At 48.2% G+C, this 21,448-nt stretch carries 21 protein-coding genes; 9 read left to right on the forward strand and 12 right to left on the reverse strand.

What is annotated here, in order from left to right:
- The 9 genes from Q0101_RS00005 to Q0101_RS00045 form a co-directional block, all read left to right on the forward strand.
- On the forward strand, window positions 1-364 hold a 364-nt coding region (locus tag Q0101_RS00005), incomplete at its 5' end, for a tetratricopeptide repeat protein (RefSeq protein WP_297941325.1).
- 31 nt (window positions 365-395) lie between these two features.
- Complete coding sequence (locus tag Q0101_RS00010; protein ID WP_297941327.1) at window positions 396-1,520, forward strand: nitrous oxide reductase accessory protein NosL; 1,125 nt, start codon at window positions 396-398, stop codon at window positions 1,518-1,520.
- Complete coding sequence (locus tag Q0101_RS00015) at window positions 1,517-1,705, forward strand: hypothetical protein (RefSeq protein WP_295098450.1); 189 nt, start codon at window positions 1,517-1,519, stop codon at window positions 1,703-1,705. Before Q0101_RS00010 ends, Q0101_RS00015 begins: the two co-directional genes overlap by 4 nt.
- Complete coding sequence (locus tag Q0101_RS00020) at window positions 1,695-2,804, forward strand: FtsX-like permease family protein (RefSeq protein WP_297941329.1); 1,110 nt, start codon at window positions 1,695-1,697, stop codon at window positions 2,802-2,804. Before Q0101_RS00015 ends, Q0101_RS00020 begins: the two co-directional genes overlap by 11 nt.
- A complete protein-coding gene (locus Q0101_RS00025) occupies window positions 2,801-3,478 on the forward strand; it encodes an ABC transporter ATP-binding protein (RefSeq protein ID WP_297941330.1) in 678 nt (225 codons plus the stop codon). The genes Q0101_RS00020 and Q0101_RS00025 overlap by 4 nt, the downstream gene beginning before the upstream one ends.
- On the forward strand, window positions 3,475-4,428 hold the full coding sequence (locus Q0101_RS00030; protein ID WP_297941331.1) for a hypothetical protein: 954 nt from the start codon (window positions 3,475-3,477) through the stop codon (window positions 4,426-4,428). The genes Q0101_RS00025 and Q0101_RS00030 overlap by 4 nt, the downstream gene beginning before the upstream one ends.
- Window positions 4,425-4,934 (forward strand): hypothetical protein, encoded by a 510-nt coding sequence (locus Q0101_RS00035; protein WP_297879947.1) that lies wholly within the window; start codon window positions 4,425-4,427, stop codon window positions 4,932-4,934. The genes Q0101_RS00030 and Q0101_RS00035 overlap by 4 nt, the downstream gene beginning before the upstream one ends.
- 545 nt (window positions 4,935-5,479) lie before the next feature.
- The gene (locus Q0101_RS00040) at window positions 5,480-6,301 is read left to right on the forward strand and encodes a DUF364 domain-containing protein (protein WP_297941332.1); all 822 of its coding nucleotides are present in this window, start codon (window positions 5,480-5,482) and stop codon (window positions 6,299-6,301) included.
- A gap of 135 nt (window positions 6,302-6,436) precedes the next feature.
- Entirely contained in the window at window positions 6,437-7,120 is a 684-nt protein-coding gene (locus Q0101_RS00045) for an alpha/beta hydrolase (protein WP_297881575.1), read from the forward strand.
- Window positions 7,121-7,570: 450 nt separating this feature from the next.
- Here Q0101_RS00045 and Q0101_RS00050 read toward each other — a convergent pair whose 3' ends face one another.
- From Q0101_RS00050 to Q0101_RS00105, 12 genes are all read right to left on the reverse strand, one after another.
- A complete protein-coding gene (locus Q0101_RS00050; protein WP_297900405.1) occupies window positions 7,571-7,924 on the reverse strand; it encodes a hypothetical protein in 354 nt (117 codons plus the stop codon).
- A gap of 165 nt (window positions 7,925-8,089) precedes the next feature.
- The gene (locus tag Q0101_RS00055) at window positions 8,090-8,851 is read right to left on the reverse strand and encodes a hypothetical protein (RefSeq protein ID WP_297941333.1); all 762 of its coding nucleotides are present in this window, start codon (window positions 8,849-8,851) and stop codon (window positions 8,090-8,092) included.
- Window positions 8,848-8,997 carry a hypothetical protein gene (locus Q0101_RS00060; protein ID WP_297941334.1) on the reverse strand — a complete coding sequence of 50 codons (150 nt, stop codon included), beginning with the start codon at window positions 8,995-8,997 and terminating at the stop codon, window positions 8,848-8,850. The genes Q0101_RS00055 and Q0101_RS00060 overlap by 4 nt, the downstream gene beginning before the upstream one ends.
- A gap of 49 nt (window positions 8,998-9,046) precedes the next feature.
- Window positions 9,047-9,859 carry a hypothetical protein gene (locus Q0101_RS00065; protein ID WP_297941335.1) on the reverse strand — a complete coding sequence of 271 codons (813 nt, stop codon included), beginning with the start codon at window positions 9,857-9,859 and terminating at the stop codon, window positions 9,047-9,049.
- 477 nt (window positions 9,860-10,336) lie between these two features.
- Window positions 10,337-11,776, reverse strand: a complete 1,440-nt coding sequence (locus Q0101_RS00070; RefSeq protein ID WP_297941336.1) for a DUF4139 domain-containing protein — start codon at window positions 11,774-11,776, stop codon at window positions 10,337-10,339.
- A 659-nt stretch (window positions 11,777-12,435) separates the two neighbouring features.
- The gene (locus Q0101_RS00075) at window positions 12,436-13,212 is read right to left on the reverse strand and encodes an ABC transporter ATP-binding protein (protein ID WP_297880695.1); all 777 of its coding nucleotides are present in this window, start codon (window positions 13,210-13,212) and stop codon (window positions 12,436-12,438) included.
- Window positions 13,205-14,197 carry an iron ABC transporter permease gene (locus Q0101_RS00080; RefSeq protein ID WP_297941338.1) on the reverse strand — a complete coding sequence of 331 codons (993 nt, stop codon included), beginning with the start codon at window positions 14,195-14,197 and terminating at the stop codon, window positions 13,205-13,207. The genes Q0101_RS00075 and Q0101_RS00080 overlap by 8 nt, the downstream gene beginning before the upstream one ends.
- 876 nt (window positions 14,198-15,073) lie before the next feature.
- Entirely contained in the window at window positions 15,074-17,794 is a 2,721-nt protein-coding gene (locus Q0101_RS00085) for a carbon monoxide dehydrogenase (protein WP_297941340.1), read from the reverse strand.
- A 217-nt stretch (window positions 17,795-18,011) separates the two neighbouring features.
- Window positions 18,012-18,650: a nitrous oxide reductase accessory protein NosL gene (locus Q0101_RS00090; protein ID WP_297941342.1), complete on the reverse strand. Its 639-nt coding sequence runs from the start codon at window positions 18,648-18,650 to the stop codon at window positions 18,012-18,014.
- Window positions 18,647-19,474 (reverse strand): ABC transporter permease subunit, encoded by an 828-nt coding sequence (locus Q0101_RS00095; RefSeq protein ID WP_297883284.1) that lies wholly within the window; start codon window positions 19,472-19,474, stop codon window positions 18,647-18,649. The genes Q0101_RS00090 and Q0101_RS00095 overlap by 4 nt, the downstream gene beginning before the upstream one ends.
- Before the next feature lie 653 nt (window positions 19,475-20,127).
- Window positions 20,128-20,823 (reverse strand): hypothetical protein, encoded by a 696-nt coding sequence (locus Q0101_RS00100; RefSeq protein WP_297941343.1) that lies wholly within the window; start codon window positions 20,821-20,823, stop codon window positions 20,128-20,130.
- On the reverse strand, window positions 20,807-21,445 hold the full coding sequence (locus tag Q0101_RS00105; protein WP_297941344.1) for an ABC transporter ATP-binding protein: 639 nt from the start codon (window positions 21,443-21,445) through the stop codon (window positions 20,807-20,809). The genes Q0101_RS00100 and Q0101_RS00105 overlap by 17 nt, the downstream gene beginning before the upstream one ends.
- Window positions 21,446-21,448: the final 3 nt, after the last annotated feature.

A 21,448-nucleotide genomic window follows, 5' to 3' on the forward strand; every position in this document is an offset into this window, starting at 1 on the left:
CTGCAACAACCTGGGCTATCTGTATCTGAAGGGCGAAGGCGTGCAGCAAAGCTTCGCAAAGGCTAAAATTTTTTACGAAAAGGCTTGCGGCGGCGACATCGGCATCGGCTGCAACAACCTTGGCTATCTATACGCCTTCGGGCAGGGGGTGGGCCAGGATTATAAGCAAGCAAAGCAGCAGTATGAAAAGGCGTGCAATCTCGGCCACTTCGACGGCTGCAATAATTTAGCCATAATGTATGCCGAAGGTAAGGGCGTGAAGTCCGATAACGCCAAAGCAAAAGAGTTTTTCAAAAAAAGCTGCGACGGCGGCATCAAGATGGGCTGCGAGAATTTGGAATTTTTAAACTCGATTAGTAAGTAAATTTAAAACATCAAAATTTTAAGGAGATAGTATGATTTTACGTTCGTTTTTAGCTTCGGCCGCGCTTGTTGCGCTCGTTTGCGGTGCCTCCATGGATGGGGCTAATAAGCCGGCAAAGCCTATGTTTCAAAGCGTGGATCCTAGTAAGGCTACGCTTGTAGGAAGTGGAGAGGGCAAAGAATACTGCGCCGTTTGCGGAATGAATTTGGTAAAATTTTATAAAACCAACCATGTTGTAAACGGCAAGCAAGTAGCTTCCCTGCACTGCTTGTACGAGATTACGGGCGGCAAAATCCCAAGCGATGCGCAGGTCGTCGATACGAAAAATCTAAATTTGATCGATGTAAATAAAGCCTTTTACGTCGTGGGCAGCAAGGTCAAAGGCACGATGACGCGCAATAGCAAATACGCCTTTTCAACCGAAGCCGACGCGAAGGAATTTCAAGCCGAAAACGGCGGCGAGATAATGAGCTTCGCCAAGGCCTACGAGATTGCGGGGCAGGATTTTGAGGGCGATAATAAGATGATCAAAGCCAAACGCGAGGGCGGCGTTTACGCGCACGGTAAGGAATTTTACGAAACAAACTGCGCTAAAACGGACGCCAAAAGCTTCAAAGCCATCTCCGAGCTCAAAGCTCATCTCAAAAAAACATGCGACGCAAAGGGCGCTAGCAAGGCTCCTGAATACGACAAGCACCTACAAGCCGCAGCGCTATATTTGTGGGATGCGCCGGCAAATTTAGGCGGCAGCGATAAAAACGCAAAAGCGAAAAAACCTGAAAAGATCGTCGTGCCCGAGGGCGCTAAATGCCCGGTTTGCGGCATGCTAGTGGGCAAAAACCCTAACTGGGCGGCGATGATAGAGATTCAAGGCGGCGAGAACCTGTATTTTGACGGCGTGAAAGATATGATGAAATACTACTTCCAAAAGGGTAAGGGCTTTGATAAAATTTACGTAACAGACTACTATAAGCTTCATAAGATTGATGCTAAAAGTGCCTTTTTCGTGCTCGGCTCCGACGTCTTAGGACCGATGGGCGACGAGCTCATTGCGTTTGATAGCGAGAGCGCGGCTAAGACCTTCGCTAAAGATCACGGAGGCAAGAGCGTACTTAAATTTGATGAAATTCAAGAGAGCGTAATAGAAGGGCTATGAGGCTCATTTGCGCTTTAATGATCTTTTTTGCCGCCCTTTACGCGCTCATCGCGGTGCATTATGTGAGCTTTGATCGCGCAAAGGGCGAGCAGTGCCTGCAAAAGCTCGCGCGAGAGATAAAGGACGTGCGGCTCTCGAGCAGCTTTAAGAGCAAGGCCTATGCGGAGTTCGTCTATGATAAGTAAAAATTTCATCGACTACTCCGTAACTTTGCTGCGAAAAGATAGAGCTGATCACGCTTTTAGCTTCGCGATCTTTGCATTTATCGTTTTTATTTTAAGCTCGGTGCTTTTCATCTCAGGCTCCATTCAAAACGATCTTGAAAAGGTCATCAAGCTCAGGCCCGACATCGTCGTAGAGGCTCTACGCGCGGGCAAGCGCGATCTGATGCACGACGGCTATATATACGATATCTCTAAAATCGCGGGCGTCAGCGAAGTGCAGGGCGCTGTGGACGGGATGTATTACTTCGCTCAAAAGCGCGTTTGGTTTCATATCGTAGGCGACGAAAGCCTGGGCGAAAATGAAATGATCGTAGGCGAGGGGGTGAAGGCGGCGATGGGCGAGTGGTACTACGAGGACGAGTTTCACTTCTTGACCGAACAGCGCCTAATCGCGATTAAGATTAATAAAATTTCGCCGCACGAAAGCAGCATCGTCTCAAACGACGTGATCTATCTAAACCCCGATACCGCGCGCGAGGTGCTAAGCCTAAAGGAGGGCGAATACACCAAGCTCTACGTAAGCGTGCCCAACCCCAACGAAGTAAGCGAAGTAGCGCTTAAGATCGTAAATTTATACCCCAACACGCAAGCCCTCAGCGCCGAGGATGCGGTAGCCGAAGTGAGGCATCTGTATTATTACAAAGGGGGGATCTTTATGGTGCTTTACGCCGTGGCGATGATCTCGTTTTTCATTTTGCTGAAAAATCAAATTTCGCTCGCATACGGCGAGAAGAAAAAGGAGATCGCGATCTTGCGCAGCATCGGCTTTTGCATAAAGGACATCATCGCGATGAAATTTATTCAAAATTTCATCGTCTCGCTAAGCGCTTATCTGCTCGGCGTCGCGGGCGCGTATGCTTATGTTTTTATCCTGGATGCGCCGCTTCTGCGCGATATATTCTTAGGCGGCGAGCTACGAAATTTCATCACCTTCACGCCCGCGATAAATTTCAATATGCTCTTTTTGATCTTCGTCTTTAGCGTGATCCCGTTTTTAGCCTTCGTCATCATCCCATCCTGGCGCATCGCTATAGGCGATATGAGCGAGGCGGTCAAATGAGCAAGATAGAGATCAAGCAGCTTTTTAAAATTTACAACGAGGGCAGGGCGAATGAGTTTCGCGCTTTAAAAAACATAAGCCTAAGCGTCGAAGAGGGGCAGATCGTAATCTTAAAAGGAGTCAGCGGCAGCGGCAAAAGCACGCTTCTATCCATCATAGGCGCGCTTTCTAAGCCGAGTAGCGGCGAGGTTTTGGTGGACGGCGCAAACGTCTCTAAGCTAGCCGATATCGAAAGCTCCGCGTATCGCCATAAAAAAATCGGTTTTATCTTTCAGTCTTTCAACCTGCTTGAGGCGCTTAGCGTTTATAAAAACGTCCTTGCGCCGCTTAGCCTTGAGCGGTTGAGCGGGGATGAGCTTGGCGCGCGCATAGATGAAGCGATGCAGATCGCCAATATCGCGCATAAAAAAGATCAGATCGTCTCGAGCCTTAGCGGCGGCGAGAAGCAGCGCTGCGCCATCGCTAGGGCGCTCGTGATGGGGCCGCAGATCATCTTAGCCGACGAGCCGACGGCAAATTTAGACAAACAAAACTCGCTCGGCTTTATCGAAATGCTTTCAAAGCTCAAAGAGCTTAAAAAGACCGTTTTGATCGCGACGCACGACATACTCTTCGACGAGTTAAGTTTCGTGGATCGATACGTGTTTTTAAAAGACGGAGAAATTTCAGCATGAGCGTATTTTTATCGGGTAGCGTGATCGCGTTTTTGGCCGTAGAACTGATCGTAATAGCGCTGATGGCGATCTCGCAGTTTCACATCGTGCGGATCATGCGCTACTGGGACTTTAACGCCACCTCAAATTTACAATACGCCCTGGAGAAAAGAAACTATCTCATCAACACCATTTTGTTCTTCACGATAGCGTGCAAGATCATTTTGTTTATATTTTTCGCGCTCTGCCTAAACGAGCTCTCCTCGATCGTGCCAGGCGCGATGTGTTCCGCGGGCGTCGTGGGCTCGAACCGCTACGGCAACATCCTGCTGCTTTTAAAAATTTTACTGATCTTCGGCTTTGGGCTCTGGCTTATTTTAAACAGCCTCGATCTTAAAGCGGGCAAATTTCCCTATCTAAAGCGCAAATACCTGATCTTTACCATCCTTTTTACGGGCGTTTTGGCGGAGTTTATTTTAGAAATTCTATTTTTTACCAATATCCCGCTGCGCGTGCCGGTGTTTTGCTGCTCGGTCGTATTTCGCGCGCCGAAGCTCCCGTTCGGCTACACGCAGGCGCTTTTGGCGACCTTTTTTTACGCGATATTGGGCGCCATTTTGATCTTAAATTTCTTAAAGCAGTCGATGGCGAGCTTTGCTCTGAATTTGCTCTTTTTGTTCGTCGCATACTATGCGATCACCTATTTTTTCGGGCTTTACGTTTACGAGCAGCCCAATCACAAATGCCCGTATTGCATGCTTTTGAAGGATTATTACTTCGTCGGCTATGCGATCTGGGGCTCGCTGTTTTTGGGTATATTTTTCGGCATCGTGCCGTTTTTAACGGAGCTCATCACCAAGCGCGCCTACACCCACCTGCTTAAATACTCCTCGTTCTGGCTCATTCTAAACGCGCTCATCTGCAGCGCCTATGTCGTAAAATACTACTTCGTACGGGGTGCACTGCTATGATTAAGAAAATTTTTGCCGCGGTTTTGCTCGCCTGCGTGATGGGGCTACTCATATCGTCGATGGATATAGCGGAATCCAAAATTTCCGTGCGCCATGGCAACACGGATAAGCAGCCGCTGCAGATCGAATTCGGAAAATATCTATGCCACGAGAGCGGCACGGTGATAAACGATCTTTACAACACCGCTCAGGCCGTTATGCCAAACGGCGATACATATTTTTTCAACGACATCGCAAACGTCTTTATGTGGCTGATGCGGCAAAAAAACAGAGATGAGATCGTGGTGTGGGTTTATTCGCAAGACACCGAAAAATACATCATCGCCAAGGACGCCTGGTACTCGCGCGTCGAGATCACGCCGATGGGCTACGGCTTTGGCGCGTATGAGTTTCACAACTACGGCAGGAGCGACTACTACTACGACGAAATCGTGCTGTGCGCCGCTCGCGGCGAGACGCTGCTAAATCCGCTCATCAACATCCTGCTATCGGAAAATAAAATTTAGCCTCGCGGCGGATTCGGGAAATGAAATTTAGTCCCGCGATGGATCGGGAAATGAAATTTAATCATACGGCGGATATGAAATAAAATTTAGCCGTGCGGCAGGTAGGAAATAAAATTTAACTCCGCAGCGGGCGCGACTTGTCGCAGATACGGCTAGTCGTTTGAATTTTATCCGCGTGCGGCTTGAATTTTACCCGCGCCCGCACCTTTTATTAAATTTTGCCCGCTCTCGCTACTTTCGTTAAATTTAGCTCGTGTCCGAGTTTGCGTTCGCTCGCAATTATTAAATTTGCTCGTATTTGCCAGAGCTCGCATCGGCTTGCTCTCGTTAAATTTGACCCACCCGCGCCGCCGATTAGTTTAAAATTTCAAGTCGCAACGATACGCGCTCGCTACGTAAAATTTTATCTCGCGCTAGCCGCTTGCGTTAAATTTGGCTCGCGTCTGCTTGGATGTCGCCGCTCGCGCGATCAATAAATTTATATCAATACGGGCGCCGAAATTTTAAGCTATAATGGCGCCAAATTCCACATTAAAGGAGCGAAAATGAGCGAAATTTTAGATCAGACGCTGGAGTGCGCGAAAGAAATTTTAGGCGCCCAGGCGCTGGAACTTAAGATCGAGCGCGCGGTCGTGGGGCTGTTTTTTAGCGGCGTGAAGCTGCAAGGAGGCGCGTGCGGGCTTAGCTATACGCCGCTAAAGTCCCTATCCGGCGCCGTTTGCTGCCCCTCGCAAGCAAGCGTGATGCCCGATTCGGGCAATATCGCGGGCAGGAGCGTGCGCTATCTGCTGCGCGATCTGGGCTCCGCCGCGCCGCTTAAAAAGACGCTCGCGCTCGCCGCGCTAAATGCGCTCGGCAGGGCGTGTTTCGATAAAATCCGCGCGGATTACGACGTGAAATTCGGCGCCGATCCTTTTAAGCAGCTGCGGATCGAGCGCGGCAGCTTTAGCGTCGTCGTGGGCGCGCTGGTGCCCTACATCAAGACGCTGATGAAAAATGGCGCGGATTTTAAAATTTTAGAGCTTGATAAAAGCACGCTCAAGCAGGCGGAGCTGCCGTTTTATTTGCCCGCAAGCGAGGCCGCAAGCGTCGTGCCGCGCGCCGATAACGTGATAATCACGGCTACGACGCTCATCAACGACACGCTCGATGGGCTTTTGCGCCTGAAAAAAAGCGGCGCCAAGCTCGTGCTCGTGGGGCCCACCACGCCGCTACTACCGCGGGCGCTGTTTGAGCGCGGCGTGGACTTTGCGGGCGGCACGCTCGTGCGGGATGCGGACGTGGTGCTCGATATCATCGCGCAGGCGGGCTCGGGGTATCACTTTTTGGGTAAATTTGCCGATAAAATCACGATCTGTAGGGGCTAGCGCGCGGATTGAAATTTTAAAATTTGCGTGCAAGCGGCTTTACTGCGAATTTTTATAGATTTGCGCGAACGTTTTAAGAGGTCTTTTTTTAAAAACGATGTAAAATGTCCGCTTTAGAAATGAGAGGAGCTAGAGATGAATAGCAAAAGACGAAATGCGATGAAATTTAGCCTAGCATGCGCAGCTTCGCTACTTTGCGTCGGTACCGCCTCGTTTGGGGCGAGCTTAAATTCGAAGGAGAAAAATATGCAAAAGTGCGTCTATATCGTGCACGGCTACGATGCTTCGCCTAAAAGCCATTGGTTTGCCTGGCTCAAAGACGAGATCGAAAAATCGGGCGCGAGCGCGGAAATTTTAGCGATGCCCACGCCTGCGCATCCGAGGCTTGATGAGTGGCTGAAAACCTTGCGAGAAAGCGTAAAATTTGAAGGCAAAGTCTATCTGGTCGGACACAGCCTCGGCTGCCCTACTATCTTAAATTTCTTACAAAGCAGTGCCATGGGCGGCACAGTAGAGGGCGTAGTGCTGGTCTCGGGGCTTGCAAAGCCGCTTAGCGATCCACAATTTAAAATTTTAGACGAGTTTATGGATAAAGGCTTTGATTTTGGGCGCATAAAAGCCGCCGCAAAACAGCGCGCGGTGATTGCCGCAAAGGATGATTATATCGTGCCGTTTAGCTTCAGCCGTGAGCTAGCGGGGCAGATCGATGCTAAGTTTTACGAGGTGCAAAAAGGCGGGCATTTTTTAGACAGAGACGGCTTTACGAAGTTTGATCTAGTCTATGAAATTTTAGAAAAAATGATGAAATTAAAGGGCTAGGCTTCGGGCAAACGCGCCCGCTTGGTTTTTGCTTCTGCATTCGCGCTGCTCGCATTTTTCTCTGCCGAAGCTCGGATTTGCTTTACGGCTAAGATAAAGGCCTCGTATTTAGCCTGAAGGCTTCGCTACCCGCATAAATAAATAGATAAGCCCGCGGTGCAATCGCCGTTTACGAGGCGAGTTCTGCGCCGTTTTAAAATTTTGTAAATGTCGCAGCGGCATAAGGGTATTCTGCGCAAATGTCAAAATGCGACGGTAAGTAGGTTCCGGGTTACGGCGAGATAAAATTTAAAGAGCGCGCCGGAGCTTTTGCGACGATGAAATTTTAAAATTTTAAAGCAAGCGGGATGATGAAATTTCAAATCTCGCTTGGCCCGCGCGGGCTAAATCCGTGCCTAAGCCCGTGCTGCGCGAGAGATAAAATTTAGTGGGCGCGAAAGGCGCATAGGCTTAGCTTTTATTTTCGTTAAACATGTATGAGATCACGAAAACGAGCAAACAAACGGGCGCAACGATAACAAACGCTATACTCCAGACTGCCGCACGCTCGCCCCAAAAATACCCCGCCGCGAGGCACGTCAAAAACCCGCCGTAAAAAGCGCCGAGCGATAAATTTTCTATCGTAAAAAGTAGCAAACTAAGATTTGGATTTTTTACAAACAGCTTGCTTGGCTTAAAATTTTTATACCTTTTGAACAAATACCAAAACAGCGCGCAAACCAAAATCGCAAATATTGCCGCTAAAAGTGGCGCGTTTGGCGTGTCGTCTATCGGCAAAACCTGCCAAAAATCAAAGCCGCCCACCCACCTACAAAACCGAACCGATCAGGCCCGCCGCCTGCCAAACAAGTAAGAAAACCACCCGCTAAGCGAGCAAATATCTCGCCGTCGCGTAAAATTTATACCTTTGCTCCGCATCCATCGGTCTTAAGTCCCATAAATTTTTTAATGAAATTAATATTAGAGAATTTAGCGCATCTCTATATCTCTACCGCCCAAATAGTATTTTTCTAGCGGATAATTTAAATTCCCGCAGTTATCAAATTTAAAACCTTTTCCGATACCGACTACGGCATTTTTTCTCTCTTTATAATATTCTCTAGTAATGTCAAAATTCGTTATCAAGTCATAAATATACTCGGAATGGTTAAATTGCATATAATTACCGTTAAATATAGCAAATTTATCAAGAAACAAAGTACCTGTGACTTCTTTATCGTCGCCGTTAACCATAACTATCGGTCTGTCAAATCCAACGCTCGTATCTTTCAAATTTATTTTTAGATATTTCTTTGGATCGGTTTTTTTAGCCTTTAGCTCTTTCATCAGTATCTCCTCAGTCGTTTTTCCCTCTTGGTAATATTTTTCTAATACATCAAAACAATTTGATAAGTTTATATTTTCTAGTTCATAGTATGCAACCTCATATTTACTGGACCAAAGACTACCGAAGGTTTTCAACCTATAAGCATCGATCATCCAATATAGCTTTACATCATAGTCCAAATATGCCCCTGCTACTCTTTTATACAGCTCTTCCTTCGGCAAAATTCTATTTTCTTTGAGGCAGTATCCTTGCTTGTATTTGTCGTAGTCGGAAAGGGAAACTATCACAAAGCCTCGTGAAGTGGAATAATCGGGAATTATTCGAATAAATATGGCGCAGAGTATCGCCGCCAGAAGCAGCGTGCCGGCTAGCACTTTAAATTTAATAGACCTGTAGAATTTCATATCAGTCCTTTTCTATCCATCCATTCGTTAGAGGCTAATTTTTTCGGACCAGGAGGAGTTTTCTTTCCCCACAAATAATAACTCAATATATCGGCGCCGTAATTACCCTCTAATTCTAATCTTAGATCAGTTTCTTTTTTGCCCATCTCTTATCCTTTTTCGGTTACATTCGTTAAGATAAAATTTCGACTAACTTTATCCGCCGTGAATCCACATATCCAGCTCCTGTTCCGCCGGAGCTTTGATATCAAAATTTATATTTCCGCAATTATCGTATGAAAATTTACGTCTATAATGTTTCATATGAGTATAAGCCAAGACTTTGTTAAAGTTTTCTAAACTCTCATATCCGCTTTTTATTGCCATTAAATTTTTAATAACATTATATTCAATGTAAAAACTTATATCATCGACATCAACATAATTCACAAAAAATTGATTTTCTTTTATTAAAAATGATTTTTCTAAAAACATTTTTCCGTTATGAAATGGATTTTTCTCTTCGGACAAGATGATAGGCTGTCTAAAGCCTAGAATTTCATCCTTATACACAAAATATTTTGATAGATCGGAGATATCTATTTGCGTCTTGTCTTTTATCTCATAATCAAAACTCTTTCTGTCGGTATTTTTAACCAAAAAATCAAACCAGTTTTCTTCATTAAAATCGCCGATTAGATAGAGCTTGGAGATATGCGCCGTATAAAAACTATGGCCGAAATTTTTTATATCGTGCTCATCGATAATGGTATTTCGCAAAATTTTATAGTCGTGATATCTTTTAAAATAATTTATAGCGGCATTTTGAAGCAGCTCTTCGTTACTCAAAATTCTATTCTCTTTTAGACAATATCCCTTTTGATATTTGTAATAGCTAAAAATAGTAACTATGCAGGAGCCTTGCGGAGCGGAGTAATCGGGAATTATACGGACAAATATGGCGCAAAGTATTGTTATAAGAAGCAGCACTGCAGCTAGGATTTTAAATTTAAGTTTGCAAAATTTCATTACGATCCTTTAGGCACGGTCCGCAAGGCTAGCGCACCTCGCCGCTGCGTTAAATTTATACTTTTGCTCCGCATTCATTGCCCCGACCTTTTTAAATTTGAGATAAGCTTTAGCGACGCTCAAAGTTTTCTGCCTAGCGCCAAAACCCCCTTTGCGCCGCTAAATTTCATATCTCGCGCTAGCCAATTTTAAATCGCCGCAAGATTTAAATTTTGGTTCTTGCAGCGCTTAAATTTTACTCGGTGCGGCGCGTAAAATTCAGCGGCGCAGCGCCAAAAATTTCAGATAAATTCTAAAGCCGCGCCTTAGTTTTATGCCCGCAAAATTTAATTGCGCCGTAAAAAGTCGGTCTGCCGCGTAAAATTTAGCGGCGCGGCGAAGGGGGGGCCCGTCTCGCAAAACGGTGCCGCATAAAATTTAACCGCACCGCAAAAGTTACTCCGCTGCGCAAAATTTAACCGCGAGCGCCAAAGCTTGTTACTTCTTCGGCTTGCTTAGCTCGTAGCCGAAGCGGATCTTTTTGCTCTCGCCCGGCTTTAGCTCGAAGTCCCAGCTAAGTAGTCCATCCTTGCCGAGGCTGCTCTGCTCGGGCGAGTTTTTCAGCGCGACCTTTACATCTTCGTGCGTCGAAACGGGCGCTCGCTCTTGCAAAACCACGTTCCACGCGCGCTTGGAGCCGTTTTTGATCTCGTAGTTCCAAGCCATGGAATTTTTGCTTTCGCCGCCGAAAAAGGAATTTTTCGTAAAGTTATTCGCCTGCTCTTTTTTGACTTCGATCAGGCTATTTTTACCCAGATATGCCGTAGCCTCGGAGTTTGCGGCAAAGCCTATATGCACGAGCCCGATCTGCACGCCGTCGAGCTTTATTAGCGTTTCGCCCTCCTCTATGTTTCTTTCGGGGTTAAATTTAGCTCGCACGTAGGCCGCCTCGCTGCCGTAGCCGTCGATGAGCAGATCAAATTTCGCATCCAGACTCTGTTTATCGAAGCTAAACTCGCCCGCCTCGCCCGCTTTGAGGCTTACGCCGCTGATTTTCCACACCTTTGAGAGCGAGCTTTCGATATTCGCGCCCGTCCTTTGATACGACGATCTAGCCTCCATCGCAGGCGCGACCCTATCCATAGTCGCCTCCTCTAACATCACATCCTTTTTATAAGCCGCTGCGGGCACCGGTCTTGCAGGCTCGCCCTCGTACCACGGATAAAACGGCTGCGGCGCGGTCTGCGAGGAGTACTCGTAAGGATACAGCGCGATCGTTAAATTCGCTAGCTCCGCGTTTAGCGGATTTTGCACCGAGATCTTTTGCGTAACCTCGATCTTGCCGCTTGCAAGATCAGCAGAGAGCTCGTTGTGCGTGTAGGCGCTTACGTCAACGGGGTAGCTTATTTTTACAAAGCTTGGATCGCAGTCAAAATTCGCGTTTAAGCGGCGCTCGTTTTTGATCACGTATTTTGAAATTTTCTCTTTGAGCTTTCCGATTTGCTCGTCCGTCTTTGAAATTTCGCCCGCTACGAGCAGGACTTCGTCGTAAATTTTTTGCGAATCCGCCTTTAAGCTCGCCAAGCTTCTATCTTTTAAGCTTGCAAAATCGCTTAAAAAGCGCTGCTGCGCCTTAAGCGCGACCAGGCGGTCGTTTAGCTCGCGCAGGCTCTTTTCGTCCGCTTCTTTTTTGGCGAATTCCGCGTTTTTCACGGGCTCGACCTCTCCCAAAGACAATTCGCGCACTTCGCAAGAGCCTGCAATCTCGATGCTGCGGATATCCAAGTACTCCGGCACATTCACGCTGAAGTTTGATTTTTGCGCGCCGAAGTTTTGATGCAAGAAGGCGGAGTTCGCGTAGATCTCAAGGCTATTTTCCTGCGCGCTTAAATTTACGGCAAGCGCCGCAGCTGCGCTTAAAAGAACTATTTTTTTCATTTTTACTCCTTAAAAATTTTACGTAATTGTAACGATAAATTTTGATTTTTATGCTTAAAATTCGGAGCGAATTTTAAAATTTCGGCCCCACCGCTCGCTTTGAAATTTCAAAATTTCGCCGCCGTAAAAACTCCGCCGCAGAGGCTAAAATTTTACCGCTACTAGCGCCATATAAGCTTTATCGCTCGCACAGCCGAAGCGATGAAATTTTAAAATTTCAAAGCTTCTATTTCGAGGACGAGCTGTGTCTCCGCGAAGTCAAACCGATAAAAATGCAGGCGCTAGCCTGTTGTAACTTTAGCGGGGCGTGGGACAGAGCCCCGCTCGCAGGCTCGGACCTTCAAGGAAACATCGACTATGTCGAGCGCTTCGCTTGTTTTGTTCGAGCCGAGAAGTCAAACCGATAAATTTTAAAATTTTGCGTAGTAAAATTTCTGAAACTTTAGGCGAGCGAAGCAATGCGAAGGAAGCGCGGGGCGCTTCCTAGCCTTCGCGAGAAATAGTGAAGCTCCCCGTCGCAGCGGCGGCTTGACTGTCGCAAGGAGTAAAACCTATAAATTTTAAAATTTTGCGTAGCAAAATTTCTGTAACTTTAGGTGGGTCGAGGGAGCGAAGCTCCCCGTCGCAAGGACGAGCTTGGCTCGTCCGCGAAGTAAAGACTAGAATGGATACGTCAAGCAGCAGACGCGACCGACCTTTTCGTTGTAGCTGACGTCGAGCTTCAGATCGTATAGCTTGCTTAAAATTTCGCTCTTTATGATCTGCTCGGCCTTGCCGTATGCAACCTCGCCGCCGCCTTTTACGAGCGCGACGTATCCGCCCAAAAGCAGCGCGAAGTCCGGATTGTGCGTGGCTAAAACGACGGTGTAGCCGTTTTTGAGAAGCTCTTTTGTGGCGCGGAGGAATTTGTATTGGTTGGCAAAGTCTAACGCCGAGGTGGGCTCGTCGAAGATCACGATCTTAGGCTCGCTGCAAAGGGCGCGCGCGATGGACGCCATCTGCCTCTGGCCGCCGCTTAGGCGCGTGATGATCTTGTCTTTTAGGTGCCAAATTTCAAGCATTTTCATGTAGCGCTGCGCGAGCTTGTAGTCGTTTTCGCTCGGCTGCGAAAAGATCCCGATATGCGCCGTGCGCCCCATCAGGACGTACTCAAAGACGCTGTAATCGTACTCGCAGACCTCGCTTTGCGAGACGTAGCCGATGATCTCGGCGCGCCCTTTGGCGCTAAGACTTGCCATATCCTTGCCGTCGATTGAAATTTTACCGCGCAGAGGCTCAAGCGTGCCGCTGATTAAATTTAAAAGCGTCGATTTACCCGCGCCGTTTTGCCCCAAAATCGTCAGCATCGCGCCCGCTTCGAGGTTGAAATTCACGTCGCGCAGCGTCAGAGGGGCGGATTTTACGTAGCCGAAGTCTAAGCTCTCAACCCTAACCATTTAGCTTCCTTTTATTTTTAAGCAGGATGAATATAAAAAATAGCGTGCCGATAAAGCCCGTAAGCACCCCTAACGGGATCTCGCTTTGATTTATGCTGCGCGCTACGTCGTCTACGATGAGCACGAAGATCGCGCTTAAAAATATGCTCGCCGGGATCGCCTTGGTGTTGCTCACGCCCACGATCATGCGCGTTAGATGCGGCATCAAAAGCCCCACCCACGCGACTATGCCGCTGATACACACGCTGCTTGCAGTTAGCAGCGTCGCGCAGACGATGATGATGCCCCGCTCCAGCACGACGTTTATGCCCAGCTTCGACGCGGTCGCATCGCCCATAGATAGGACGTTTATGCGGTAGCTCATCAGCACCAAGATAGCGATACAAACCCCCATCACCGGCGCTATCATCGCTAGCACGGAGGGATCTACCTTCGCGAGGCTTCCTAGCTGCCAATAAACGATGTCTGCAAGCTTCGTCTCGGGATCGGCCATAAATTTTAAAAATCCGATCAGCGCGCCCATCAGACCGCTTACGATGATGCCCGCAAGCACGAGCATTATGGTGGCGCTTGAACGAAGCGCGCGCGTGATCAGAAGCGTAATGCAAACCGCCGCAAGCCCGAAAACAAAGGCGAAAAGCTGGATCAAAAGGATGTTTAGATCAAGCAGGATCGCGATCGCCGCGCCCACGCAAGCTCCGGCGCTAACGCCTAAAAGATCGGGCGAGACGAGCTGGTTTTTAAAGACGCCCTGATACGCCGTGCCGCTGATGCCCAGCGCCGCACCCACGAGCACCGCGGCGATGATACGCGGCAGGCGCACCTGCATGATGACGTTGTGGACGTTTTGCGCTACCTCGCCGCCGCTAAGCGCTTTTAGCACCTCGGTGATGCTTAGTCCGAAGCGCCCTATACAAAGCGATATCGCAATCGTCGCGATCGTCGCCAGTATCAGCAGCACGAGCATAAATTTAAAATTTTTCATACCTTCCCTTGCTTTAAATTTTTATCTTTTGCCTTAAATTTAATCTTTGAAATTTCGCTTCATCGAAACCCGCTTAAAATTTCGCTTTAAATTCTGCCTTCTGGCTCGTAGGCGAAAGGCTTGCAGTAAAATTCTTTCGTGATAGCTCCAAGATCAATATTTTAGAAAAGATCCGGATGGAAATTTTAGCCGCCTGCAAGATTTGTAGTGACGTCCTCGCGCCCGTGCGGTCCCAGCCGAAAATGTTTGCAGGTACAGCATAGACGCACTTTTGTCACACCGTCTCAAGCTGCGAAACGCAGGACTTGACAGCAGAGCCTCCGCCTCGCACGACATCTCCTACCGATGATGACGCAGAGACTGCAGCGACTTTGATTTATGCATCTAAATCCTTAAACAGATGTGGCATTTTAGCACATATCATATTAAATTTTTATGATTTAGGCTTTCATATACGTGAGCAAAATTTAATGGCGTGCAGCTCCGTGCAATAAGGCTTTTAGCAAAATTTAGCTTGCGGATTTCAGATGAGAGTCTACGAAATTTACGCCAAGATAGAATTTTAAAATTTCATCCTTTCGCGAAAGATGCGCTTAAGCTCGATGGCGGAATTTTGCCTGGCTAAATTCTGCCGATTTAGCAGCAGGCGCGGCGTGCGGCGAAATTTTACGTAGGATTTGAAGATTTGATTTAAAATTCCACGAACGGATGCGGCGCGAAAATTTTATCTTTATTTGACCTCGGTTTTGCTAGCCACTTAGTTGTAGAATTTTACTGCTCGTTTAGCTGTGGGATTTTATTTGCCCGCAAGGGGTTAAATTTTATCATGAAATTTCGCATCGCTTAAAATGCGATGCGAAATGAATCCGTTCGTTGCTACTGCCAGCCTAGGGCTTTGCGTTTTAGGCGCATGTCGCTTACCATTTTTAGCGCAAGCGCTACCGGATCGGTATCTACGTGCATCACAGAGCCAAGTGCCCGCCTGGTGCCCTCTTTGAAAAAGTGTATGACATTTGCAGAGCCGTGGATTTGATACTCGACGCAGTGATATGAGTCTATGCCCATTAGGCGGAATCCGAGCGAGGCATCGACGCCCTTTTCGTTCGCCCACTCGGGAGAGGTGAAGGCAAGCGGCAGCTCGTAGAGATTTTTGTCTAGCACCCCTGCGATACCTGCGAAAATTCCGCTGGAGCGGGTGTTATCGATGCACTCGCCCACGTGCCATACCGGCGGAAGCTCATCTTTTTCTAAAAACGCCCGCAGCGACGCGCCTGCTTTTTTATACGCGCTTTTTTGGCAAAAGCCCAGCTTCATTAGCGGAAACGACGCGCAGCCGTTGGTTAGGATTAGGACGTTATTTTCGATCAGGGTTTGTGCGACATCTATGATAGCGCGCTCATAAGGCACTTTAGGATTGGTGCAGCCGACCATATTTACGATGCCTAAAATTTCACCGCTTTTTAGCGCGTGCGCTAACGGCTCCATGCCGCCGTAGTGTTTATGGACGAATTCTACTGAAAAGCCCACTTCGGCCTCGACTTCATACGGCGGGATATATACCGGCAGTCCCTTGCGCTTTTCGTGAGATTGCAATGCGCGGTCTAGAATTTTACGCGCTAAATTCCTAGTCTCGGCGATATTACTATGGTGATGATCGTAGCCTATATGCTCGGCTCCGGGAAGTCTAGCTGATGAGCTTGTGGTAACGACCTTGGTCTGGAAGCAGTTAGCCACGTCCATGATCGCAGGATAGACATCTTGGACATCGGCGACCCACAGATCAAGCGCGCCCGTACCTATGACGAGTTCGGCAGTTACGGCGTTTGAGAGCGGCACAACGCCCCAGTTGCGATACATCGCCGATAGCCCAGAACAGCACACGCCGTAAAATGCGATCCCCTGTGCGCCTATTGCGCGAGCCTTGTCTTGATACTCCTTAGAATTTCCGATCTCCACTATTAGGCTTACTAATGTCGGCAGATGTCCGTGCACGGCGATATTGACCCAGCCTTTTTTAAGCGCGCCCATATTGCTTTTGGAAGTTACGCGATCTCCTACGCCAAATAGCGCATCCGTAGCGATATTTGCAGCTACTACGCCGGTGAAGGTAAAAGCAAGCCCACAGCGCAAAAGATGCTGCATCACGCTGCGCCAGTCTCCATCCGTGCCTACACCCGTTCGGTGATATGCCTCAAAGACTTCGTTATACGCACTAATCGGCAAGATATCCAGCTTGCGCCATACCTCTTGACGCTCCTTAGGTGCGAGCGCAGTGATGGTTTTATACTCGCCGCTACTTTGCGAAAGATCTGTCAAAAGCGTATCGGCAAGCTCGATCGCTACCTCTTTTAACTCTCTGCCTTCAGTTGGAATTCCAAAGGCTTTGGCGGTATTGATGATTTTGTATTCGCCTATTATGGGCAGATCTAGCTTGCCCTGCGCCGCCCATTTTAGCGACAGCAGAAGCTCTCTGGCATGTGCGCCGTGTTGAGCTACGCCTGCAGCTACTTGGCGCAGTAGGTTGCGCGATACGATGAGATCAGCGTCCGCACCGCAAGTACCGCGATCAGCCTTTTTAGTAATTTTGCAAGGTCCCATATTGCAGATCTTACAGCATACTCCGGTAAGTCCATAGCTACACATAGGCATCTGTTTATCGAAGCGATCAAACGCCGTATCTACGCCGATCTGCTCCATCCTAAGCATCATTTCGCGCACGGCGGGATCAGGGGTTTTCTCAAGTACTTCTTGTTTTGTGGGGAAGGTCTTTTTGTATTCAAGCACTGCCTTCATATAATCCGCCGTAAATTCCGCCTCGTGAAAATGCTCGAAAAGATTGCCCTGCGCGTCTTTATGCGTGTGCGGACTAGCCTCTGCGGGCACTAAAACTTTTGGGATGCCGTGCTCGTCAAATCCAATAATCGCGCGATGAGAGTGGGGCTTGTGATCATGGCAATGTTTATCGTGCTCATGCGAGCTGATGGTGGAATCCTCGTCGCGCTCATGCGAAGACGCCGCAGAATTTGCGCCGTATTCGTGCAAATAAGCTGCGAGGTTTTCTTCTTGATCGTGTGGGTGGGTCGCAAGATCTTCGTCGTGTAGATGCGAGTGGATTGTGGAGCTATCGCTATGTTCGTGCGAGCAAGAGAAGTGGTCTTTGCTGCTTGGGCTCTTCGTAGGATTTGAGATGGAATTTATCAAAGAATCGGCCATGGAATTTGTCGTAGAGTTTATCGCGGATTTTTTAGCGTTGCCTGCGCTTTGATCGCTTGAGCGCCCCGCAAAGTTCGTGCTTGAAGCAGAGCTTGCGCTATCATCGTAACTCGGTGCAGAATTTCTGGCTTCGCAATCGCACTCGTCGCAGGAATTCTCACCTGCGGCGCGATTTTTAGAAATTTTGTCGCGAGTAAGCGAGGCAGAAGTCGTAGAATTTGCAGCGGAATTTTTAGCAGTGCTTGCACTTTTGTCGAAAACGGATGCGGCGGAGCTTTTGACCGCGTCCGCGGCAAAATTTTCCCCCTTATTTGCAGCGGAATTTTCATCCGTCGCAGCCTTCTTGCGTGAGCCTTTTTGTTTTGAGATTTTGTCGTTTGCCATGGTTGTCTCCTTAAAATTTATTTTAAAAATAAGTGAGAATGTAGAGCTCAATAAATATACTGAAAAACTACATTATCTAATTCTTATAGATAAAATTTAACGTGATTGTATTTTTTAATTGCTTTAAATTCCCTTAACAGCGCACTAAAATAAAAGATAAAATTTTATGAATAAAATATACTAAATAGCTTGATTTAAATTTCGCCAAGTGGCTCGATCATCTTAGATAATCGATTAGCCTAGCGGAGATTTCGCGAAACTGCAAAATTTTATGCCCCTTTTTCTCGCGCATGAAGTCCTGCGCGTCGCGCAGTCTCGCAAACGTGATGAGATCGTCGCCTCTTGCGCTTTGCAGCACGCTGCCGAAAACATAAAACGCGTCCTGCGCCCGCAAAATTTCGCCGCTTGCGTAATCGGTGACGTAAAGCTCTGCACCGCCGAAATTTGCGTTCGTGGAATTGGACTCGCCTAAATTGCCGTTAGCGGAATTTTTACTCATCAAATTTTCCTCTGCGGAAGCCGCGCCGTTATTGCCGCTCAAATTTTCGCCCTCGAAAAAATATGCAAACATTGCCTTGGGCGAAGCAAACGCGAGCGCTCTGCCGTCTTTGAGCCTTGCATAGGCGCGAAATTCAGGGTGCGCGCTAGTATCGATGCCGTATTTGGCGCAGGTAAGATTTACGTCTTTGAGCCACGCAATCTCGCGCGCAGATTTGAAATTTTGCGCCGAGCCGGAGCCTGTACTATTGGGCGTGCCTAAATTTTGCGCCGAGCCGGAGCTTTGAGCCGCGGAATTTTGTATCTCAGCTGCACCGCAAAGCGCTATAAATGCCGCCAAAATGAGTGGAAATTTCACGCTAAATCCTTCGATCTAAAGATAAAATAGCCCAAAATCAGGCTTGCCGCGCCCAGAGCGATCGGATAGAGCAGCGAAAAGGCGATGAAAAGCCCGCGCCCGAAGTGATCTAGGATAAAATACGCCGTCGTACCGATGACCGCAAGATCGGGATCAAATAGGCTGATGGCGGCGATGCGGAAGTCCTCCATCGGGTTTGCTAGGGCGATTGCGAAAATGAGATTTTCGTTCACGCCCGTTTTTGCGAGCAGTCCGATTAGCACGAGATCCAAAAACGCAAGGCAGAAAAGCCAGACGAAAAACGCAAGCCCAAGCCCCATCTCTTGGCTTTTTGAAACGGCGCAGATCAAAAACGCTACGCCTAAAAATGCCGCGCACAAGCTAAAAAGCAGCCCCGTATAAAGCAGGCAGATCGCCCACGGAATGCCCGTGCCCTTGATCGCGCCCCAAACGATTGCGAGCAGCAGCGACAAAAATATCGGCACGAACACTCCAAACAGCCTTCCCAGCGCCTTGCCGTAATAATACTGCGCCTGCGAGATCGGAAAGCTTAGCAAGTATTCTAAGATATTTAGGTCGCGATCGGCTAGGATCGCCTTGCTGGTGGTGACGAGCACGAAGACGGGCAGGATGATGATGCAGATCTGAATAAACAGTAGCAGCAGTCGCGAAAGCCCGCTGAAACCGAGCACGCGCGAATCGGTCACCCCCGTGATGAAAAACGCCGCCACGAGCCCGCTAAAGATCAGCAGATAGAGCAAAAACCAGCGCGAGCGGAAGGACTCTTTGATGTCCAAAGCGGCGATGGTGAGTAAATTTTTCATTCTTTTCCTTTATTGCGCCTCGGTGCGCTTTTAAATTTAGATTTCTCGTGCGGCTTAAATGCGCGCTTTTAAGCTCGGCCCCGTTTTGCCGCGCGGATTTTACAACCTTAAATTTGCCAGCCAAGCTTTAAATGGGCGGCAAAATTTTATCCGCCGCCTGTGACTGCGGATCGCGCATAAATTTTAAATTTACGGCTCGCTTGCGGTGCACTCAAACAGCGCGCTGTTTGCCGCCCGCTATCCGTCATCCGCCGCAGTTTTAAAATTTAGCCGTTTAACGGACCGCTTAAATTTTAGCTTCGTAAAATTTCAAAGCTGGGCGTATCCCGCGGCATAAAATTTTAAAATTCTAAAAATCCCGAATCGGCTAATTCCGCGCCGGATAAATTTTAAATTTACGGCGAAATTTTAAACCAGAGCGTCCGCGTAAATTTTAATTCGGCAGAACGAAGTCTCGCACCGTGCGTTAAATTTAGCTACGTTACAAGATAAAATTTTGCAACCGTTTTCTAAGCCTAGCTTTGCCTCATGCCGAAGTTGCAAAGTAAAATTTCATCTCGTCTGCTCTCGTTTGCGGCGGCGCGCTGAAATTTCAGGCTTTAAATTTAGTGCAAAACGAAGCCGCTTAAAATTTCGTCTTAGCCAAAACGTCCTTAATGCGAGTGCCCTGAATGCATATCGTGCGCCGTGCCGTTACCCTCGTGCATCTGCCCCATATTGTGCGGCGCGCCTTGAGAGTGCGCCGTGCTGCCCGCATCGCCGCCCATGCCATGATCTGAGCCGTGAGTATGTCCCATACCGCTCATGCCGTGCTCTGCGGAGCGAGGATCCTTCATGCCGCCCATATCGCCATGATCGTGCATACTTCCCAGATCGCCGTGCGCATCGCGACCCATATCGCCCATTCCCATGCCGTGCGAGCCGCCGCCTGCTTTAAGCGCTGCGACTACTTGATCGAAGCTGAAGTCTTGCTTGCCCTCTTGCTTGTTTTTAAACGCGCCCCAGCCGAACGACATAGGGGTTTTAAAGCCCTTGTAAAAATGCGCCGTGCGTGCGTCGATAAACTCGCCGTTGCCGCTAGCGTCATTGATGTAAATTTTAGCGTCCTTTAGCCAGTTTAGTTTGTCGTTGGTAACCATAAAATCCACCAAGCAGCCGATGTCGTCAAAGTAGTGGTTTTTACCGTCCACGCGCACATCGACGCTGAAGCGGTTATCGCTAATCGCCATCTGGCAGTGCTCGCATACGTCTCTGTCGTAGTGGACGTTGCCGTAGTCTTTCTCGTCGCCGCAGCCTAAAAACGTAAGCGCCGCAAGTGCGCAAAGCATAATTTTAAACATTTTTATCATCTACGATCCTCCCTAGATCCATACAAATCATTCTTTTTACCAGCCCTCCCACTTCCTCGAGCCTATGCGAGATAAAGATTAAGCTTTTGTCTTTTGCGTGGTTGTGCAAAAGTGTCTTAAAACGCTCGCGCGCGCTCGGATCGAGATTGGCGGTCGGTTCATCAAAAATCATCGCCTTACTAGCTCTACCGAATGCTAGCGCAATTAAGAATTTTTGTTTCATACCGCCGGATAGCTTATGAAAGGGTTTGTTTAAATTTGAACTCAGATCAAGCTCCATTTCGCCGCAAAATTTTACTATATCCGCTCTGCTTGCGTCCGCCGTGCGCTCGGCGAAATAGATGAGCTCATTTAGGCTCAGCTTAAGCGGCGGCGGGGTTTGCGGCACGAAGCTGATACCGCGTAGAGCGCGGCTGCGCTGCTTAAACGAATCAAATCCGTCGATAGCGACGCTACCACTTGTGGGTATGTATTCGCCCAAAATCGTCCGCATCAGCGAGCTTTTGCCCGCGCCGTTTTGCCCGACGAAAAGCACTTGCTCGCCGTCCGCGATATTTAGATCGATATCTTTTAAAACGAATTGATCTGCGAATTTCTTGCTTACGTTTTTAATCTCTATCATAGA

The organism is uncultured Campylobacter sp., from assembly GCF_937921625.1.
Lineage (GTDB): Bacteria > Campylobacterota > Campylobacteria > Campylobacterales > Campylobacteraceae > Campylobacter_B.

Bases quoted from the DNA above. Each gene is read 5' to 3' on its own strand.
- Q0101_RS00070 (WP_297941336.1), bottom strand. From the start codon at position 11,776: ATGAAAAAAATAGTTCTTTTAAGCGCAGCTGCGGCGCTTGCCGTAAAT.
- Q0101_RS00105 (WP_297941344.1), bottom strand. From the start codon at position 21,445: ATGATAGAGATTAAAAACGTAAGCAAGAAATTCGCAGATCAATTCGTT.
- Q0101_RS00015 (WP_295098450.1), top strand. From the start codon at position 1,517: ATGAGGCTCATTTGCGCTTTAATGATCTTTTTTGCCGCCCTTTACGCG.
- Q0101_RS00040 (WP_297941332.1), top strand. From the start codon at position 5,480: ATGAGCGAAATTTTAGATCAGACGCTGGAGTGCGCGAAAGAAATTTTA.
- Q0101_RS00020 (WP_297941329.1), top strand. From the start codon at position 1,695: ATGATAAGTAAAAATTTCATCGACTACTCCGTAACTTTGCTGCGAAAA.
- Q0101_RS00025 (WP_297941330.1), top strand. From the start codon at position 2,801: ATGAGCAAGATAGAGATCAAGCAGCTTTTTAAAATTTACAACGAGGGC.
- Q0101_RS00080 (WP_297941338.1), bottom strand. From the start codon at position 14,197: ATGAAAAATTTTAAATTTATGCTCGTGCTGCTGATACTGGCGACGATC.
- Q0101_RS00060 (WP_297941334.1), bottom strand. From the start codon at position 8,997: ATGGGCAAAAAAGAAACTGATCTAAGATTAGAATTAGAGGGTAATTAC.
- Q0101_RS00065 (WP_297941335.1), bottom strand. From the start codon at position 9,859: ATGAAATTTTGCAAACTTAAATTTAAAATCCTAGCTGCAGTGCTGCTT.
- Q0101_RS00010 (WP_297941327.1), top strand. From the start codon at position 396: ATGATTTTACGTTCGTTTTTAGCTTCGGCCGCGCTTGTTGCGCTCGTT.
- Q0101_RS00095 (WP_297883284.1), bottom strand. From the start codon at position 19,474: ATGAAAAATTTACTCACCATCGCCGCTTTGGACATCAAAGAGTCCTTC.
- Q0101_RS00030 (WP_297941331.1), top strand. From the start codon at position 3,475: ATGAGCGTATTTTTATCGGGTAGCGTGATCGCGTTTTTGGCCGTAGAA.
- Q0101_RS00055 (WP_297941333.1), bottom strand. From the start codon at position 8,851: ATGAAATTCTACAGGTCTATTAAATTTAAAGTGCTAGCCGGCACGCTG.
- Q0101_RS00035 (WP_297879947.1), top strand. From the start codon at position 4,425: ATGATTAAGAAAATTTTTGCCGCGGTTTTGCTCGCCTGCGTGATGGGG.
- Q0101_RS00100 (WP_297941343.1), bottom strand. From the start codon at position 20,823: ATGATAAAAATGTTTAAAATTATGCTTTGCGCACTTGCGGCGCTTACG.
- Q0101_RS00075 (WP_297880695.1), bottom strand. From the start codon at position 13,212: ATGGTTAGGGTTGAGAGCTTAGACTTCGGCTACGTAAAATCCGCCCCT.
- Q0101_RS00085 (WP_297941340.1), bottom strand. From the start codon at position 17,794: ATGGCAAACGACAAAATCTCAAAACAAAAAGGCTCACGCAAGAAGGCT.
- Q0101_RS00045 (WP_297881575.1), top strand. From the start codon at position 6,437: ATGAATAGCAAAAGACGAAATGCGATGAAATTTAGCCTAGCATGCGCA.